We start from the raw sequence: 18,292 nt of genomic DNA on the forward strand, positions 1-18,292 counted from the left end.
GACAAAAAGATTAAATGAAGAAATTAGACAAAATGATCAAATTACAAACTTAAATAATTCACAGATACGGTGATTTACAAATTTAAAGATTGTATTATGGATATATCAATGTAATGACAATCCTGATTATATGTTTTCCTGCCAAGCAAATTTTAAATATTAAATTTCGGTTTGTTCTGACATGAATGAAAAAGGCGTTTCTGAAGAAGAGTTGTTTGCTCAGCTCAGCTCTTTTTCAAACGCTGACACGAATTTTAAAAAAGTTTTCAGTTCGATGTGTACGATTCCTCATCCGGTCGCTGTTGCTGCTCAGCAGCAGTTTTCACTTTCAAACATCGGTGATCCCGGTCTTTTTCAAGGAACATCACAAATGGAAGCCGAGGTTATCCGGATGTCTGCTTCTCTTCTTGGTCATCCCGATTCAAGTTCTGCTTTCGGTCATTTAACTTCCGGCGGAACAGAATCCAATATTGAAGCCGTTTTGCATATGAAAAACCGGTTTTTGAATTCATTTTCCAATGCTGAAAATGCAATTGAAAACGCAGTTGAAAATACAGTTGAAAATACAGTTGAAAATACAGTTGAAAATACAGTTGAAAATAAATCAAATAATGATCAGTTGAATCAATTCAAACCGAATCTGATTCTGCCGAAAACCGCTCATTTTTCATTTGAAAAAATTGCGAATCTGTTAGATATTGAGCTCAAAAAAGCGGATATTGATTCAAAATTCAGAGCCGTTCCCGAATCAATGGAATCACTGATTGATGAAAATACAATCGGCTTAATTGGAATTGCCGGAAATACAGAATTTGGCGGCTGCGATCCGGTTGAATCCCTTTCGAAAATCGCAATTAAACACAATTTACCGCTTCATATTGATGCTGCTTTTGGCGGTTTTGTTTATCCCTTTTTGCCGGAATCCGATAGCAGCGCAAAAAGCAGCAGCATGAAAGGCAACAATATAAAAGCAGGAAATAAAAAAATCAAATTCGCTTTTGATCTTCCCGGCGTTACTTCCGTTTCGATTGATCCCCATAAAATGGGACTCTCCGTTATTCCGGGAGGTATTTTGATTTTCAGAAATGAATCTGTTCTTTATCCGTCCTTAGATAAAATCAAAGTCAAAACGCCGTATTTGACAATCAAATATCAATCAACACTGACAGGAACACGCCCCGGCTCATCTGTTGCGGCAACTTACGCCGTCATGAAACATCTCGGTGCCGAAGGCTATCGGAAAAATGTCGCTTATTGCATGGATTTGACAGATTATTTCCAAAAAGAACTCAATAAAATCGGTCTAAAACCCTACATTGAGCCTGAAATCAATATTATTACCCTTCACGTCGGAGACGGAAAAGACAAAACAGCCGACCGTGAAAAAACAGAAAAAATCCGCGCCGAACTTTTAGAAAAATACGGCTGGAATGTCTCGGCAACAAAAACCGTGCCGGCGCTGAGATTTGTTTTAATGCCTCACGTCACAAAAGAAGATATTACAGCAATGCTTTCGGATTTAAAAGAATTGTTGGAAATCTGAAAATCTTTGATTTTTTAAAAGAATTGAAAAAAGAATTTAAAAGAAAAATAAAATTAAAAAAGGTTTGGAAATAAAAGCAACAAAAATCATGTCGCTTTAAATTTCCGTTTATCTGTTAAAAATTGATTTAATTTTATTCCAAAATTTGGAAATAAATGATTCTTCTGATTTATTCTTCAAATCATCAGACGATTCATAACCGTCATCATTCTTGTTTTCGTCTTTTACCAAATCCGATTGATTAGGATTTCCGGAATTGGTATTTTTCAATTCATTCTTTTTGTTGTCAATAGTGTTGTCGGCAGTAGTGTCCTTAGAATTTGTAATGATAACAGCTTTTCCTGTTCCACCGCCACCACGGCCTTTGTTGATAACTTTTTTATCGACAAATCCTGTTCCTTTACAAGTCAAGCAGGAAACGGCTGCAGTACCTGTGCAAATATCACAATCAACTTCCCCGTCATCACATTCCAAACATTTGTAATTCCCGTCACATTCGGAGCAGGTAAGTTTTTCTTTACCTTCACAATCCGTACATTCAATTTTTCCATCAGTACATAATTCACAATCTAAAGATCCGGTCTTATCACATGTGTTACAGACTATTGTTGTTCCTTCGCAAGTCTGACATTCCACATTTCCTGTAGAGTCACAATTGAAGCAATCGATGTCTCCTTCTTCACATTTTTCGCAATCTATTTCTCCGATCCCATTGCACTTATTACAATCATCGTACCCGTCTACACAGTCACAATCAATTATCTGGAATCCATCACAAATTTCACATGTAGTTACACTGCTTCCATAACAGGCATCGCATTTAATTTTTCCTTCTCCATCGCATCCCCAACAAGTCTGGCGTCCACCATTACATGTCGGTTCTGTACATTCTATCTTATTTGTTCCATCACAACTAATACAATTTATAGTTCCATAATCCGTACAGAAAGAACAAAACCCTTCCTCATTATGTGAAGGACAATCAATTTGACCATTTTCACAACGATTACATGTAATTACACTATTTCCATTGCATATGTAACACTCTAAATCGTTATTTCCTCCACAAATCTGACACCAATTGAATCCTCCCTCACAACCGCCAAAAGTACAACTCATTTCACCTGTTCCATCACAATTATAACAATCCATAAAACCGGACTCAGAACATAATTCGCAAGGAATGTTACCTATTCCACAACAAATGCTGCAATCCTCTGATCCTTTACCTGCACATTCACCACAATCTATCTTGCCTTCTTCACACATTTCACAACTTACTAAACCATCTTCACATTCACACATTTCACAATCTTCACATTCAATCCGTCCTTCCTCACAATTGCATTCAACGTAACCGTCAGAACAATATTCACAATCAATGGATCCTTCCTCACAATGTCCACATGATCCGATTCCATTACAAACAGTACATTCAATATGTCCTTCATCACACTTGCCACAATCAAAATTTCCGTGACCATTGCAGTTGGGACATAATTCTTTTCCATCAGGTATTATTTTGAGAGCTGTAGCCGGAGTAACTGCAGTAATCAAAATCAAAATTGCTATAACAAAAGGCAAAAATGTTTTAGCCAACGCTCTTAATTTAGCCATTTTATATCTTCCTAAAATATTTTTGATCAAAAATCCAAAAACCCATTTTATAAATAATCACAATTATAAAATCAATCATGATTAATTGTTTAAAACATATTATGTAATCTTTTAAATAAATTTTGAAAGATATACAAAAAATAATAAAGCAAAGAAAAAAATAAAAGATGAAACTGATTCAAAAATCAGTTCATTCGGTCGCGTAATTATCAAAATAGTTTTTAATCAAAATGATCGGCGTGCCTTTGTCACCGCTGCCGCTTGTCAAATCACACAAACTGCCGAGCAAATCAACGTATCTGCGGGGTGTTGTTCCTTGTGATTCCATTTTGCCGGCGAGATCTTGTTTGGTTTTGATGCTTTCGCGAAGTGCCGCTTGAAGCTCGTCACCTTCAAGGTCTTTGAATTCGTTGTCGGCCAAATATTTGAGTTTCAATTCGTTCGGTGTTCCTTCAAGTCCTTTCGTGTATCCGGGAGAAACAACCGGGTCGGCGAGTTCCCAAATACCGGCAACCGGATCTTTGAAAGCGCCGTCACCGTAAACCATGACTTCAACCTGTTTTCCTGTTTTGTCTTTGATTTGCTTTTGAACAGTGTTGACGAAAACATCACAGTCTTTTGGGAAAAGTTTGATTTTGTCTTCTGTTGCCTTGTTGGCGCCGAGGATTCCGTAATCAGGGTTGAAACCGCTGCCGTCAACAGATGCGCTGAGCAAGTCGTCCAAGCCGTAAACCGTTTCCGCGCCGGCGGCTTTGAGCGTCTTTTTTGTTCTGTGACGGGTGTGAATGTCGGCGGTTAAGATGTGTTTTGTAAATTGAAGCGCGGCGCGGGAGTGGTTTGCAAAAATCACTTCAATATTGTCGCCGAGACTTTTGTAATATTCAATATAATCAACGCCGGTCCAAAGGTGTTTCGTGTTTTCGCCGAATTTTTCTCTGAATTCAGATTCGGTCATCACGTCTTTGTAAGGATCGACACCGGCTTCATCAATCTGTTCCCAGGTGATAATCTGGTTGCCGACTTCGTCCCCCGGATAGCTGAGAACCAAATAAACTTTATCAAGACCCATTGAAATGCCTTTGAGCATAATTGCAAATCTGTTGCGGCTCAAAATCGGGAACAAAACAGCAGCCTCTCCGCTCGGGAATTTGGTTCTGACATCTTTGGCCAGCTGGTCGATTGTTGCGTAATTGCCTTGCGTTCTGGCAACAACCGCTTCCGTGACACCGATAACATCACCGTTTTCAATGTCAAAACCGCCGTCTTTAGCGGCAGCAATAACGGATTCCGTTACGATAGATGCTAAGTCGTCCCCTTCCTTGACAATCGGTGCTTTGATGCCGATAGATTGTGTTCCTGTTAATTTCAAAATGGTCACCCTTTAAATGAGTAATAATTGATATGAAAATAAATATCGAATATTGTATGAACAAGTAAAAAAAGAAAGTGGTTAGATATAAATTTGATTTTCATGAACAAAAATGTAAATTTTCATTTTCAAAAATAATCGGGTTCGGTTGATTGTATCGTTTAAAAATCAAATATTTAAAATCAAATTCGTTTTTTATAATTTTAAAAAATGGAACGGCTCACGCGCGGCGGACGGCAGAACGATTTTTTAGAAAAAGTCTTTATAATCTTCAAAGCATTCATCATAAAAAATAAAATCATTTATTATCAACCCAAAAACAGAGGAAATTTATTATGGTCATGGATAAACTCGGAGATTCTCTCCAAGGCGCGCTCAGAAAGCTTATCGGTGCCGGCCGCATTGACGAAAACATTGTCAATGAAGTGGTTAAAGACATTCAGCGCGCTCTTTTGACATCCGACGTCAACGTCAAAATGGTTATGGAGATGTCAAAGCGCATCAAGGAAAGGTCGCTTAAAGAAGCGCCGGCCAAAGGTGCTGACCCGCGTGAGCACGTCGTTAAAATCGTGTATGAAGAAATGGTTGCCATCATGGGACAAGGCGCAAACATCGAGCTCAAACCCCAAACCATCATGATGGTCGGTCTCCAGGGCAGCGGTAAAACAACATCTGTTGCCAAGTTGGCGCGTTATTTCCAAAAGAAAGGTCTCAGAGTCGCCGTAATCGGCGCCGACAACTTCCGTCCGGGCGCTTACCAGCAATTGAAGACGCTTTCTGAAAAGCAGAACATTTATTTCTACGGTGAAGAAAACGAAAAAGACGCTGTCGGAATCGTTAAGCGCGGCATGAAAGAAATCGAAAAATACGATGTCAAAATCATTGACACTGCCGGCCGTCACGCTTTAGAAGCCGACTTAATCGCGGAAATGGAAGCCATCAATGAAGAAGCCAAACCCGGTCAAAAGTTTTTGGTTCTCGACGCCGCTATCGGTCAGCTGGCCGGCCAGCAGGCAAAAGCGTTCAACGATGCCGTCGGTGTTACCGGAATCATCATCACCAAGCTCGACGGAACGGCAAAAGGCGGTGGCGCACTCTCAGCGGTCGCTGAAACAGGTGCTCCCATCGCGTTCATCGGTACCGGTGAAACGCCCGAAGCGTTTGAAAAGTTCGATACCGATCGTTTCATTTCCAGATTGCTCGGCATGGGCGATTTGCAATCCTTGCTTGAAAAAGTTCAGGAATCCATGAAAGAATCCGAGCTTGATGTCGATAATATCATGAAAGGCAAATTCACCCTCAATGATATGTACGCCCAGCTCGAAGCGATGAACAAAATGGGACCGCTTAAGCAAGTGATGAGCATGCTTCCGCTCGGCTCCATGGGTCTCGGCGGCGCCAAGCTTTCCGATAAAGATTTGGACGCGACAAGCGAGAAAATGAAGTATTACAAAGTGATTATGGATTCAATGACGGCAAACGAGCGCGACGATCCGAAAATTATCAGTGCCGGCCGCATTCACAGAATTTCAATGGGATCCGGCAGAAGCCCCGAAGAAATCCGCGAGCTTTTGAAATATCACAAAACCATGCAAACAGCCTTTAAGAATTTCGCCGGCAAAGGCGGCGGACGCAACATGCAGAAAATGATGAAGAAAGGCGGAAATCCCGGCGGGAATTTCCCCTTCTGATTTTTTAACTTCCGCTGTGCCGGCAGCTTTGCACGTGCGAGTTGCTGCATTTTTCATTTTTTTGAAAATCGTCTCATTCTTTTCTTTTTTATTTCTTTTTCCTTTTTTTCATCAGTTTTTAATTTTATAGTTAATACCCTACGGGGGTGTAGTATTATATAGAAAGACATCATATTTTTCAATATTATAAATTCGGAGGCTTTAAAATCAAACAAAAATTCAACATCACGGGAATGACTTGTTCATCCTGCAGCAGCCATGTCGAAAAAGCCGTCAACAAATTAAACGGCATCAAAACTGTAACAGTCAACCTTTTACAGAATTTCATGGTTGTCGAGTATGATGAAAACATTCTCGGCGAGGCGGACATTATCAAAGCGGTCGTTGATGCCGGATACGGTGCGTTTCCGGCGGATGATAAAGCCAAAGCGAAACAAATGACCGGCGGAGAAACGGCCGGCGGACAAGCGGTCAGCCCGGCGGTTCTCGAAGCGGCTCAAATGAAAACCCGTTTGATTTGGTCGATTGTTTTTCTGATTCCGCTCATGTATATCGCAATGGGATCAATGATCGGGTTGCCGTTACCGTCTTTTTTGAGCGATCATGAAAACGCGGTTGCTTTCGGCATGGCTCAGCTTTTGCTGACGCTGGCAATCGTTTATCTCAACCGCAATTATTTCATCAACGGATTCAAAAGCCTGATCAAACGCGCGCCGACAATGGACGCGCTTATTGCAATCGGCTCGTCGGCGGCGATTATTTACGGCATTTACGCCATTGTTCGAATCGGATACGGATTGGCCGTTCAGGATTTCGTACTTGTCGAACAATATCATATGGATATGTATTTCGAGTCCGCCGGAACGATTTTGACACTGATTACGGTCGGAAAATATCTCGAAAGCCGCTCCAAAGGAAAGACGAGCGACGCAATTACACGATTATTGGATTTGGCGCCGAAAACCGCTTTGATTGAAAAAGACGGCGCCGAAGTTGAAATTCCTGTTGCGGATGTCGCTGTCGGCGATATTCTGATTGTCAAAACCGGCAACAGTATTCCGGTTGACGGCAGAATCATTGAAGGAACAGCGGCAGTCGACGAATCGGCAATCACAGGCGAAAGTATTCCGGTTGAAAAAACAGTCGGCGACACCGTGACAGGCGCAACCGTCAACCGATCCGGATTCATTAAAATGACGGCGGTTCGTGTCGGTGAAGACACGACGCTTGCGCAGATTATCCGTTTAGTTGAAGAAGCAAGCGCGAGCAAAGCGCCGATTTCAAAATTAGCTGACCGTGTCAGCGCGGTCTTTGTTCCGGCAGTGATTTCAATTGCAGTGCTGGCAACGATTGTTTGGCTGCTGCTCGGTCACCCGTTTGACTTCGCGCTTTCTATCGGCATTGCCGTTCTGGTTATCAGTTGCCCGTGCGCTTTGGGATTGGCAACGCCGACAGCCATCATGGTCGGAACCGGCAAGGGCGCCGAGAACGGCATTTTGTTCAGAAACGCAGAAAGCATTGAAACAGCGCACACGGCAGACGTTGTCATTTTGGATAAAACAGGAACCGTCACCGTCGGAAAACCGTCTGTGACAAATATTTATCCGACCGGTGCTACTGCAAAAGAAGAATTGATGACTTATGCGGCGTCGGTTGAAAAATTATCCGAACACCCGTTGGCAATGGCAATTGTTGAAAAAGCAGCGGCAATGAATCTTAATTTGATGCCGGCCGCCGACTTTAAACAAACAGCCGGCCACGGTATTGAAGCAATGATTCAAAACAGCCGCATCATGGCAGGCAATGCCAAAATGATGACGGCAGAAGGCGTTGATATTCAAAATTTGGCGACCATCTCTGATGAAATTGCAAAAAACGGTCAAACGCCGCTTTATTTTGCAAAAAACAAAGAACTTCTCGGCGTGATCTCAATTGCCGATACTATTAAACCGACAAGCGGACGCGCGATTGCCGAATTCAAAAATATGGGAATCGATGTCATTTTGCTGACCGGCGACAACGAAAGAACGGCAAAAGCGATTGCCAAACAATTAGATATTGACGCCGATAACGTGATTGCCGGCGTTTTGCCGGAAGGAAAGGAACAAGTTGTTCGCGATTGGCAGCAAAAAGGAAAGAAAGTCGCAATGATCGGTGACGGTATCAACGACGCGCCGGCACTGGCACGCGCGGATGTCGGCATTGCAATCGGTGCCGGAACTGATGTTGCCATCGAAAGCGCGGATATCGTTTTGATGAAAAGCGATTTGATGGATGCCGTGACGGCTTTTAAATTGTCGCGCGCAACGATTCGAAACATCAAACAAAATCTGTTTTGGGCGTTCTTCTATAATATTTTGGGAATTCCGCTTGCAGCCGGTCTCTTTTATCCGATGCTCGGATGGAAGCTGAATCCGATGTTTGCGGCAGCAGCGATGAGTTTGTCTTCGCTGTTTGTTGTCACAAATGCGCTGAGGCTAAGATTCTTCAAGCCGAAATTCAGCACGGAAGAACCGCCGGGAGCTTGTCCGATTGATTTTGAAGAAACAGAATCAAAGGAAACAAAAATTGAAAAACCGATGACAAGTAAATCCGTTTTGATGAAAATCGACGGCATGACTTGTATCAATTGCCAAAAACACGTTGAAAAAGCATTGAATGCAATTCCGGACATTTCCGCGAAGGTGGATTGGGAAGCAGGAACGGCGCAAATTGTCATGGAAAACGATGTCGATGACGAGACGCTGAAACAGGCGGTTGAAAAAGAAGGATATACGGTTGTTTCGATTCAGCGTTGAGAGAACCGAACAGAAAGATCCGAACAAAATAAAGAGAGGGAAATTATGAGAGCAGATAAAAAAGCCGTTTTGCGGCTGTTAAAAACGGCACGCGGTCAGATTGACGGTATTATTAAAATGGTGGAGGAAGACAAATATTGTATTGATATTGTTCACCAAATTATGGCCAGTGAAGCCGTTTTAAGAAAGACGTCGAAACTTGTTCTTCAAGGACATTTATCGGGCTGTGTCAGCGAGGCGTTTGACGGCGGACCGGAAGAACGCGAAGAAAAAATCAATGAAATTATCGATGTTTTTGACAAACTGAACAAATAAGTCAGCAGCCGATCAAAAACATCATAATACAAATCAACACCCAAACAACACAACAAAAGAATTCAAAATAAATAAAACAAATTAAAACAAAAAATAAATTAAATCAAAATCAGGAGACATAAATTATGGAATCAGTCACTTTTAAAGTCGGCGGCATGACTTGCGGCCACTGCCAGAGAAGAGTTGAAGACGCATTGAAAAACGTTGACGGCGTTGCAAAAGCAACCGTTAATCTTGAAAAAGGAGAAGCGACAATCGAATATGACGACTTTAAAACAAACCCCGACGTTTTGAAAAGAGCCGTCGCAGACGCCGGATACGAAGTTTAACTTCTTATCCGCTTTTCTTTTATTTTCATTTATTTTCTTTTTCAATTTCAGGGTTTTTCGTTTTTCAATTTTCAGATTTGTCCCTTTTCAGTTCTTCATTTTTTTCAGTTTTTCAAATCTTCAATCTTTTCCGTTTTTCAGCTCTTTATTCTTTTCAGTTTTTCAAATCTTTCATTTTTCAACTTTTTTGTTTTTTCAGAATCAGTACACTAAATTTTATCAATTTGATAACGTCATATTGTCAATATAAAAATTTATATCTGATAATTTCTATGTTCTCTAACTAAAATAAATTTTTATTTGTGCAATCAAATTATAGATTTTCAAAATTTTCAATAGGGGTTGAATGTTTTTTCGTCATGGGACTATTTTTCCAAACGAATTGATGTTCCAAAGGAAATGATATTTCCATCTCCCCTTGTTTCCAATGAACTGGAAATCAATTAACAATAAGGCTATTGAATTTGTTTTTCATTCGAAACATCGGTCACTTTTTACGGGATTTATATGTTCGGGTGAAAACAAAAATATATATCCAATCTGTCTCTTATGCTCGATTTTCCATTGGAAATACAGGGGTGCTTTTCCCATAAGTTTTAATACCTTTACTTCTCTTGGATACTTTACACAAAATACGCCGGTTTGAAAATACCGGAATTATTACAATAATAAATTTTCATATGCCACAACCGGTTTTCCGGTAATTAAAAACCAAAAACGCTACCGATTCATACATTTTAACCGTTTGATCGATTTTTCAAAAACATTGCCGATTTCGGTAAAATTCCGAGATTTTGGCAAAATTCCGATATTGGTCGGAGGTAACCGGGGTTTTCCGGTTATTTGCAGTTTATAAAAACGGAAAATACGGCAGCGTGTGGTTTGACTTGCCGCTTTCCTGGTATTTATTTGATGAGTCTCACAGGAGATTTAATAATTATGACAAGCTCCCTAAACAAATTATTTGAACGCCTTCTTGAAAATGAATCTATTTTCAAGGACAAGGAAGTTCTCCGACATTCATACACGCCCGATGTTTTGGTTCATCGTGACGAACAAACGGAGGAATTGGCAACGATTTTGGTTTCCGCGCTTCGCGGCGAGGCCCCGTCCAATATTCTCATTTACGGTAAAACAGGAACCGGAAAAACAGCCGTGACGCGGTATGTCGGCAAAGAGCTTGAAAACATGAGCGAAAAAATGGGCGTCAAATGTTCCGTTATTTATGTGAATTGCGAAGTAATCGACACGCAATACAGACTTTTGGCAAATCTGGCCCGTCATTTCGGTGAAGATATTCCGATGACCGGCTGGCCGACTGACCAGGTTTTCCACAAATTCAAAGAAGCATTGGACACACAGGAACAAGTTCTCATCGTTATTTTGGACGAAATCGATAAGCTTGTCAAGAAAGGCGATGACGTTCTCTACAATTTATCCCGTATTAATTCCAGTTTAAAACAGGCGCGTGTCAGCATTATCGGCGTGTCAAACGACTTGAAATTTACAGACTTTTTAGACCCGCGCGTGAAAAGCTCTCTCGGCGAAGAAGAAATCATTTATCCGCCGTACGATGCCGATCAGATTCGCGATATTCTTTACCAGCGCGCTGAAATGGCGTACAACGAAAACGTTTTAGACGGTTCCGTCATTCCTCTATGTGCCGCTTTGGCCGCCCAGGAACACGGTGACGCCCGCCGCGCGCTTGATCTGCTTCGCGTTTCCGGTGAAATCGCCGAACGCCGCGAAGAAAAAATCGTGACGGAAATCCATGTCCGCGTCGCGCAGGACAAGATTGAAGTTGACCGTGTCGTTGAAGTTGTCCGCACGCTTCCGACACAATCCAAACTCGTTTTATTCAGCATCGTCACGCTCAACATCAGCGCTCAAAACCAAAACCTTTCCCCGCAAAGCATTACGACGGGTGAAGTGTACAACATTTACAGAAAACTCTGTAAAGCGATTGACATGGACGTTTTGACACAGCGCCGCGTGACTGATTTAATGTCGGAACTCGACATGCTCGGCATTATCAACGCGGTTGTCGTCAGCAAAGGCCGCTACGGCCGAACAAAAGAAATTTCTTTGTCCGTTCCGGTCAAAAACACATACGATGTGCTTCTTGAAGATTACAAGTTGACGCCGCTTCAAAATTACAGTCACAACGTGAAAATCGGTTATTTCTGATACTGTCAAAGATGAAAGCTTCTCGGCTTTCATCTCACCTTTTTAAATTACTTTTAATCGCTTTTTTAATTGTTTTTTTAAAATTTGATTTTTTAAAATATCTGTTTATTCATTTTTTAAAATTAATGCTGCCACGCGCGCCGGCGCAAACATCTTTTCAGAACATTCATAAAAACATATTTATGACCCGAATCCTATTTTCTTCTTATGAAAAAAGGTCTTTTTCCGTTTCTTATTTTAGTTTTAATTGTTGCAGCCGTTTCTTTGAGCGGATGTTTATCCGCATTTACCGGAGAAACAAACAATGCAGCAGAAGCGGAAGATATTGCCGGCGTTTTGGATATTTATGAATTGAATATTTTCGTGCCGACGGTCAAAGGCGTTGAAAAAATTGTCGAATCCGGTACGTATTTTGTTGATTCGGATTCTTCGGCGGTACAAGTTATCCGCTTGGTCAATGATCAAAAGGAAGTTTCTCTTCTCAAAGATTCCGGTTTATTCTCTTTTGAAGCACCGGAATTTACGGAAATATATTTCATTACGGCTGAAAACTTTACCATGACGGAAGACGGCATCGCTGTTCTTCTTGAAAATCCGGCGATGACTGATCTTGCTTACACGCTGGAAGGTGTAAAGCGTTCGCCGACAATTAAATTTGAAGAAAATTTCACGGGCGTTTTGGTCTATACTTTCCGTCCGCATATGGGCGGCACATCCATTTACGTCAACGACGGCGCGGACGCGATTCAAATTATTCTGCCGGACGGATTGACAACCGGCAGCAGAATCATCGGAACGGCATCGCCGACACCGGATTCATTTGAAGAAGATGAAAACGGCAGAGATGTTTTGAAATGGAACAGCCCGATGAGTTCCGTCAACGTCAAATATTACAGCGAAAACGCGCCGTTTTATCTGTTGATTTCATTCTCGGCTTTAGTCGGCGCAATTATTGCCGTTTTCCTGTGGTACAGATATCAGATTAAAAAACTGCATAAGATTACAAATTTGATTGATGACGAAAAATCAGGTTTCAGAAAGCAGCAATAATCCAAAAACAATCAATAATCCAAAAACAACCAATAATCAAATAATTAACAATCAAGACAATCAACAATCAAAACAATCAAAAAAATAAACCCAAACATCGGGTTATGATGAATTTCATCAAACCCGAACGCCCTTTAAAATCCGAAAAAGAAAAAATGATATTAATTTCATGGTTTTACCGGCGTTCGCTTTTTTTAAATTTTAAAATGGATGTTTGTTTTTTTACAATTTTATGAAAGACAAAACAACCGCCTCCAACGCGAGTTTCATGAGTGAAGCGAATGAAAGGAGGCGTTGGAGATTCGTACTCATTTGTTGAATAAACACAACAAACTCGGTGATAAATTACAAACAATAACTCGGAAGAAGAGTTTTTAGCAGTGGCGTGGTATAATCCGCATTTTTCAATTTTTGTTCGCTTCGCTCACAAAAATCGAAAATTGCGGTCGTACCTGAACTTTTTTCCATTTGAAAAAAACCCGTTTTTTTGATAATTTTATCAAATTCTGGAAAAATTTTGACGAAAACCTAATAACCGTTTAACTCTACAATGCATTTGAAATGACAAACAACGCAGATATTCCGCTTCTTGATTTCAAAAATATCACGGTCATCAAAGACGGCCGCGCTATTTTGGATAACATTTCTCTCCAAATCGGAGCGGATGAAAATGTCGCCATTATCGGTCCGAACGGCTCGGGCAAATCTTCTTTGATTAAAGTTTTGACCCGGGAATATTATCCGATTGCGGACGTTCCCGGACTTCGTACGGATATCATGGGCGAAGAGATGTGGAACATCTTTGATCTGCGCAAACAGTTGGGAATCATCACGACAGACCTTCAGTATTCCTGTCTTCGCGATGACACGGTTTTTGATACGGTTATTTCAGGATATTTTTCAAGCATCGGCATTTATGATGATTTCTTTGACGTCACGATTGAAATGAAAGCGATGGCAAACGAAGTCTTGAAATTTTTAGGCATTCATCATTTGGCGCACCAGAAAATGACGAAAATTTCTTCCGGCGAAGCCCGAAAAGCACTCATCGCGCGCGCGCTCGTTCACGATCCCAAAGCACTTGTTTTGGATGAGCCGACCAACAGTCTCGACATGAAATCCATTGACCAATTCCGTAAAACCGTCAGCTCAATCGCCAAAGCCGGCAAAAATATTATTCTTGTCACACACGATTTATCGGATATTATTCCGGAAATCAAGCGCGTGATTCTCATCAAAGACGGCAGAATCTTTGCCGACGGCAAAAAAGAAGACATTTTAACGGATGAAAACCTGACCGCGCTTTTTGAAGTTCCAGTGACGGTTCAGAAGCACGGCGAATATTACGCCGCTTTCTGCTGATTTTGTGACAATTTGGGTGTCGGCAGCGGTACTGCGCCGCGCGCGAATCGCACAAATTTTTATTTTAATCTAACTCAGCTATTATTTTTTCAAGAAATCATCGAAGAAAGCGGACGCTTTTGAGTTTAATTAAAAAAAGGAGAAAAAGCCCGTTTCAGACAAACGGGCTGTCAGACTTTAATGGGGAATATGGTTTTGAACAAACTGATTTGTTTTTTGAACGGAGGGATCGTTTTTAGTTTCTGTTGCATTTTCGATATATGGCGTATCGATTTATATTTTAAATTTTACAGAGGGCTCAAAAATAAAACAACTAAATTTGAGTTATTTACTAAATACACACAAATCGTATATATACCTTTTTATTTCTGAAAACGATATCTGTTAAAAAATTATAATCAATTATATATTATTGTTAAAAATTTTCTGAAGCATAAAAACAATCAAAATTGTATAATGTTAAGAATAAATTTAAAAAAATAAACTCATCTGAAAATCATCAATTTAAACAAAATTAATTGAATCGATTACGGCAGGACGTTAACAAATCCCGATGAAAAAGAATGAATGAAAGTTGAAATAAAGAAGTGAATGAAAGTTGAAAAAAGGAATGAATGAAAATTGAAAAAAGGACTGAAAAAGAAAAGAAATCAAAATATGAAAAATAAAAAAAACGAAAAAAAAATCAGCGGGAAATAACTTCCCCGCTTTCTTCAAACCTTTTCTCGCCCGAAAGCAATCCTTTCATAACGGCAACCAAATCGCCGGCAGAAACAAGGATTTGTTTCATTGTGTCTCTGTCACGGATGGTGACCGGTTTGTTTTCTTTTTCAATCGTATCAAAGTCAATCGTCACTGAAAACGGAATGCCGATTTCATCGTTTCTTCTGTAACGCTTGCCGATCGTTCCGGATTCGTCATAATCCGACATAATGCCCGCTGCGACAAGGTCATTGAACAATTTTTTAGCGACGGCTGAAAGCTCAGGCTTACCCATCAGCGGGTGAACAGCAACCTGGTACGGTGCCACAATGTTTTTGAATCTCATGACAATGCGGCTTTCCTCATCGTCTTCCTCAGAAGCGCCGGCGGCCAAATCTTCTTCGTCATAAGCGTGTTCCATCACACAATAAGTGATTCTGTCAATGCCGTAAGACGGTTCAATGACGTGCGGGACAATGGTTTTGCCGGAAATTTTAACATTTTCTTCACCGAACGCAATCAAATTTTTCGGCACGGTAAAGTTTTCACCGTTGACGGAAACCGTGATTTCATCACCGGCGGCTTGAATCGCATCTGCGCTGAGTTCTTTAAGCGCGTCACCGACAGCTTTTGCCTGTCCCTTAAACAGCGGGCCGAGTTTTCCCATGTCAGGTTTCACGACAAATTTGGTTTCAAAAATCGGCTCGGGATATTCAATGTAAACGGAAAGTTCCACTTTGCTTTGTTTGGCATGCGCGGTCAGGTCATAGTCCGTTCTGTCAGCGATGCCGACAGCTTCCACCCAGCCGAAACGATCTGTTTTAATTTCAGCGTCCCAGCAGTCAACGGCGTAGTGCGCCATTTCATCAGACAAATGCTGGCGGAAACGCAAATCTTCGGGAGAAATGCCGGCGCAGGTTAAGAAATCGTTTGTCAGCGCAACATAGTACGCCAAAAATTCGTGCGCGATTGTTCCGTCGGCAACAGCTTCGCCGACCGTCTTTTGAATCGTTGTTCCTGTTTCGTCTTCCTGCTGCGCCTGCGGGTAAAGCGTGAGCTTGACATCTTTGTATTTGTCAAAGTTCGGGTGGGTTTTGACATCGGGATCCACGAAAAATTCACACTCCGCTTGCGTAAATTCACGCAATCTCAAAACGCCCTGACGCGGTGAAATTTCATTTCTGTAAGATTTTCCGATTTGAACAGCACCGAAAGGCAGCTTTTCGCGGTAGAAACGGGAGAGGCGCTGGAAGTCAACAAACATTCCCTGTGCGGTTTCCGGTCTCAAATAACCCGGGCGGCCTGTTCCGGGACCGATTTTTGTTTGGAACATCAAATTGAATTCAAAAGATTTGCCGAGCTTGCAGCCGCATTCGGGACAGACAATATTGTGCTCGACAATCATTTCATCCAATTGTGTCGTGTTGAGCGCGCCGACGCCTTCGATGCCGAGCGCTTCAATCAGGTGGTCTGCGCGGAAAGACTGGCCGCAGCCGCTGCATTCCGTCAGCGGATCGGAAAAACCGCCGACGTGACCGGACGCAACGAAAATATCTTCGATGCCGATGGTCGGGGCTTCAATTTCCATACATCCTTCATTTAAAACATAAAAATCGCGCCAAAGGTTTTCGATTTTTCTCTTAACGGTACAGCCGAGCGGACCGTAATCAAAAAAACCGGCCGCGCCACCGTAAAGTTCAAACGAATTCCATAAGAAACCGCGGCGTTTGGCAAGATCCATTACTTTGTCATATTTGTCCATTCATTTTCCTCTTCAATTGAAATTAAAAAATTGAAATTAAAATCAAGAATGGTATTGAAAAGAATTGATACGATTTATATTTTACAATATGATCGTTTTTCGTTGAAGAAAATCATCACTTTTTTGGGGCAAGCTTTCTTAAACCTGATTGACAATTTAAATATAATTTCAATGCGGCAATAGGAGCAGCGGCGGTATGAACAGCGTTATGAACAGAATCGAATATTTATATCTTTTAATCGGCACAAATCCGTTATCAAATTACGTCGTCGCGGATTTTTTCCTGAAACATGAAACGAATTTAAAAGAAATTCATTTTATTCACTCAACGGAAGATTTGGAAAACGGCATTCAAAGCACGGAACCGGTTGCTGTTCATTTGAAATCCGTTTTGGAAAGAAAAGCCGGCGGTGTTCGAATTTTTCTTCACGGTATTCGCATAAAAGATTCTTTTTCAATTCATACCGACATCCGTGCTCTTTTATCAGGGTCGGAAGACTTTAAAAACGTTCAAGATTTCAAAAATGTTCATTTGAATTATTCGGGCGGCACAAAAGAGATGGCGCTTCATTCTTATGAAACGTTTAAAGATATTTTAGGTGCGGCCGTTACGTTTTCTTATTTTGATTCCCGCCGAAACAGGCTCAAAGAAGATTCCGGTTTGGAAGAACCGGTTGAATCCGTTTTTCTGGGCGATAAAGTTGAAATTCATTTTGATGAACTTTTTGAGCTTCACGGGTACAGCACAATACCGATTGATGAGCAAAGCGGTTCTGTTTTTTCGGTTGAATTTTTCAGGGAATTTTTAGACGCGATTCAAAATCCTGAATTTTTTGAAGATTATTTGGAGTGGCGGGAGTATTTCTTCGATGTTTACCCGAATCCGCAAAAACCCATTCCGGCTGACGGCAAAATATTGTTGAGTGATTTGCTGCCGCCGAATTTTTCGATTTCTGAAATTCTTGAAAAAACGGTTTTTTTAAAAATTCATCATGAAATGCCGGAATATTCATTTTTGGAAGAACGCGGCGGCGTGTATTATTTGAGAACCGAAATCAGCAATAAACAAACGGATAAACTCATCGAAACCCGAAAATACATTGTCGGTCACTGGTTTGAACAATATGTTTATTTGCTTTTGAAAGAAAACCTGCTTGAGAAAGGATTGATTTCAGATTTGGATCTTAATATTATGATTCAGTCGGCGACAAAGAATTTTGAAATTGATGTTGCCATGATCAACGGATATGAATTATTCGGCATTTCGTGTACGACTGACAAGACGCAGAGTTTGTGCAAATCCAAAGGCTTTGAAATTCTTCACCGGACAAAACAGATTGCCGGCGACAATTCAAAATCAATTTTAATGACATTTATGAATGAAAAAAACACGGCGGAAATTGATGCCGATCTCAGCGATATTTTAGAAGACAGGCTTCTTGTTTTGGGCCTCGATGATTTATTCCCGAAAGAAAAATTCATTCAAAAAATCACGGATTTTTTAATTCTCTAAAAACCGTTTTTTCTTTTTTATTCTTTTTTAAAAACTTTAAATATAAACAAATTA

The 18,292-nt window shown here is 40.9% G+C and carries 12 protein-coding genes; 9 read left to right on the top strand and 3 right to left on the bottom strand.

The window, feature by feature from the left end; all coding sequences use genetic code 11:
* Positions 1-181 precede the first annotated feature (181 nt).
* Complete coding sequence (gene mfnA, locus C7391_RS02415) at positions 182-1,543, top strand: tyrosine decarboxylase MfnA (protein ID WP_133516964.1); 1,362 nt, start codon at positions 182-184, stop codon at positions 1,541-1,543.
* 108 nt (positions 1,544-1,651) lie between these two features.
* On the opposite strand, the gene C7391_RS02420 is transcribed toward mfnA, so the two are convergent.
* Positions 1,652-3,160, bottom strand: a complete 1,509-nt coding sequence (locus tag C7391_RS02420; RefSeq protein ID WP_133516965.1) for a hypothetical protein — start codon at positions 3,158-3,160, stop codon at positions 1,652-1,654.
* A 190-nt stretch (positions 3,161-3,350) separates the two neighbouring features.
* The gene (locus tag C7391_RS02425) at positions 3,351-4,529 is read right to left on the bottom strand and encodes a coenzyme F420-0:L-glutamate ligase (RefSeq protein ID WP_208107046.1); all 1,179 of its coding nucleotides are present in this window, start codon (positions 4,527-4,529) and stop codon (positions 3,351-3,353) included.
* 335 nt (positions 4,530-4,864) lie between these two features.
* Between C7391_RS02425 and C7391_RS02430 the strand changes: the two genes are divergently transcribed.
* The 7 genes from C7391_RS02430 to C7391_RS02460 all read left to right on the top strand — a co-directional run bounded on the left by C7391_RS02430 (position 4,865) and on the right by C7391_RS02460 (position 14,261).
* Complete coding sequence (locus C7391_RS02430; protein WP_133516966.1) at positions 4,865-6,220, top strand: signal recognition particle protein Srp54; 1,356 nt, start codon at positions 4,865-4,867, stop codon at positions 6,218-6,220.
* Between the two features lie 206 nt (positions 6,221-6,426).
* Positions 6,427-9,018, top strand: a complete 2,592-nt coding sequence (locus tag C7391_RS02435; protein WP_133516967.1) for a heavy metal translocating P-type ATPase — start codon at positions 6,427-6,429, stop codon at positions 9,016-9,018.
* Positions 9,019-9,063: 45 nt separating this feature from the next.
* On the top strand, positions 9,064-9,333 hold the full coding sequence (locus C7391_RS02440) for a metal-sensing transcriptional repressor (protein ID WP_133516968.1): 270 nt from the start codon (positions 9,064-9,066) through the stop codon (positions 9,331-9,333).
* 125 nt (positions 9,334-9,458) lie between these two features.
* Positions 9,459-9,662, top strand: coding sequence for a heavy-metal-associated domain-containing protein (locus C7391_RS02445; protein WP_133516969.1), 204 nt, complete (start codon positions 9,459-9,461; stop codon positions 9,660-9,662).
* A gap of 933 nt (positions 9,663-10,595) precedes the next feature.
* Positions 10,596-11,849, top strand: coding sequence for an ORC1-type DNA replication protein (locus C7391_RS02450; protein WP_133517123.1), 1,254 nt, complete (start codon positions 10,596-10,598; stop codon positions 11,847-11,849).
* A gap of 264 nt (positions 11,850-12,113) precedes the next feature.
* On the top strand, positions 12,114-12,899 hold the full coding sequence (locus tag C7391_RS02455; RefSeq protein ID WP_133516970.1) for a DUF5803 family protein: 786 nt from the start codon (positions 12,114-12,116) through the stop codon (positions 12,897-12,899).
* Between the two features lie 561 nt (positions 12,900-13,460).
* Positions 13,461-14,261: an ABC transporter ATP-binding protein gene (locus C7391_RS02460; protein WP_133516971.1), complete on the top strand. Its 801-nt coding sequence runs from the start codon at positions 13,461-13,463 to the stop codon at positions 14,259-14,261.
* 685 nt (positions 14,262-14,946) lie between these two features.
* Here the strand turns inward: C7391_RS02460 and glyS are convergent.
* Complete coding sequence (glyS, locus tag C7391_RS02465; protein ID WP_133516972.1) at positions 14,947-16,725, bottom strand: glycine--tRNA ligase; 1,779 nt, start codon at positions 16,723-16,725, stop codon at positions 14,947-14,949.
* A gap of 196 nt (positions 16,726-16,921) precedes the next feature.
* On the opposite strand from glyS, the gene C7391_RS02470 reads away from it, so the two are divergent.
* Positions 16,922-18,238: a hypothetical protein gene (locus C7391_RS02470; protein ID WP_133516973.1), complete on the top strand. Its 1,317-nt coding sequence runs from the start codon at positions 16,922-16,924 to the stop codon at positions 18,236-18,238.
* Positions 18,239-18,292 lie beyond the last annotated feature (54 nt).

It is taken from the genome of Methanimicrococcus blatticola (genome assembly GCF_004363215.1).
Taxonomy (GTDB): Archaea; Halobacteriota; Methanosarcinia; order Methanosarcinales; family Methanosarcinaceae; genus Methanimicrococcus; species Methanimicrococcus blatticola.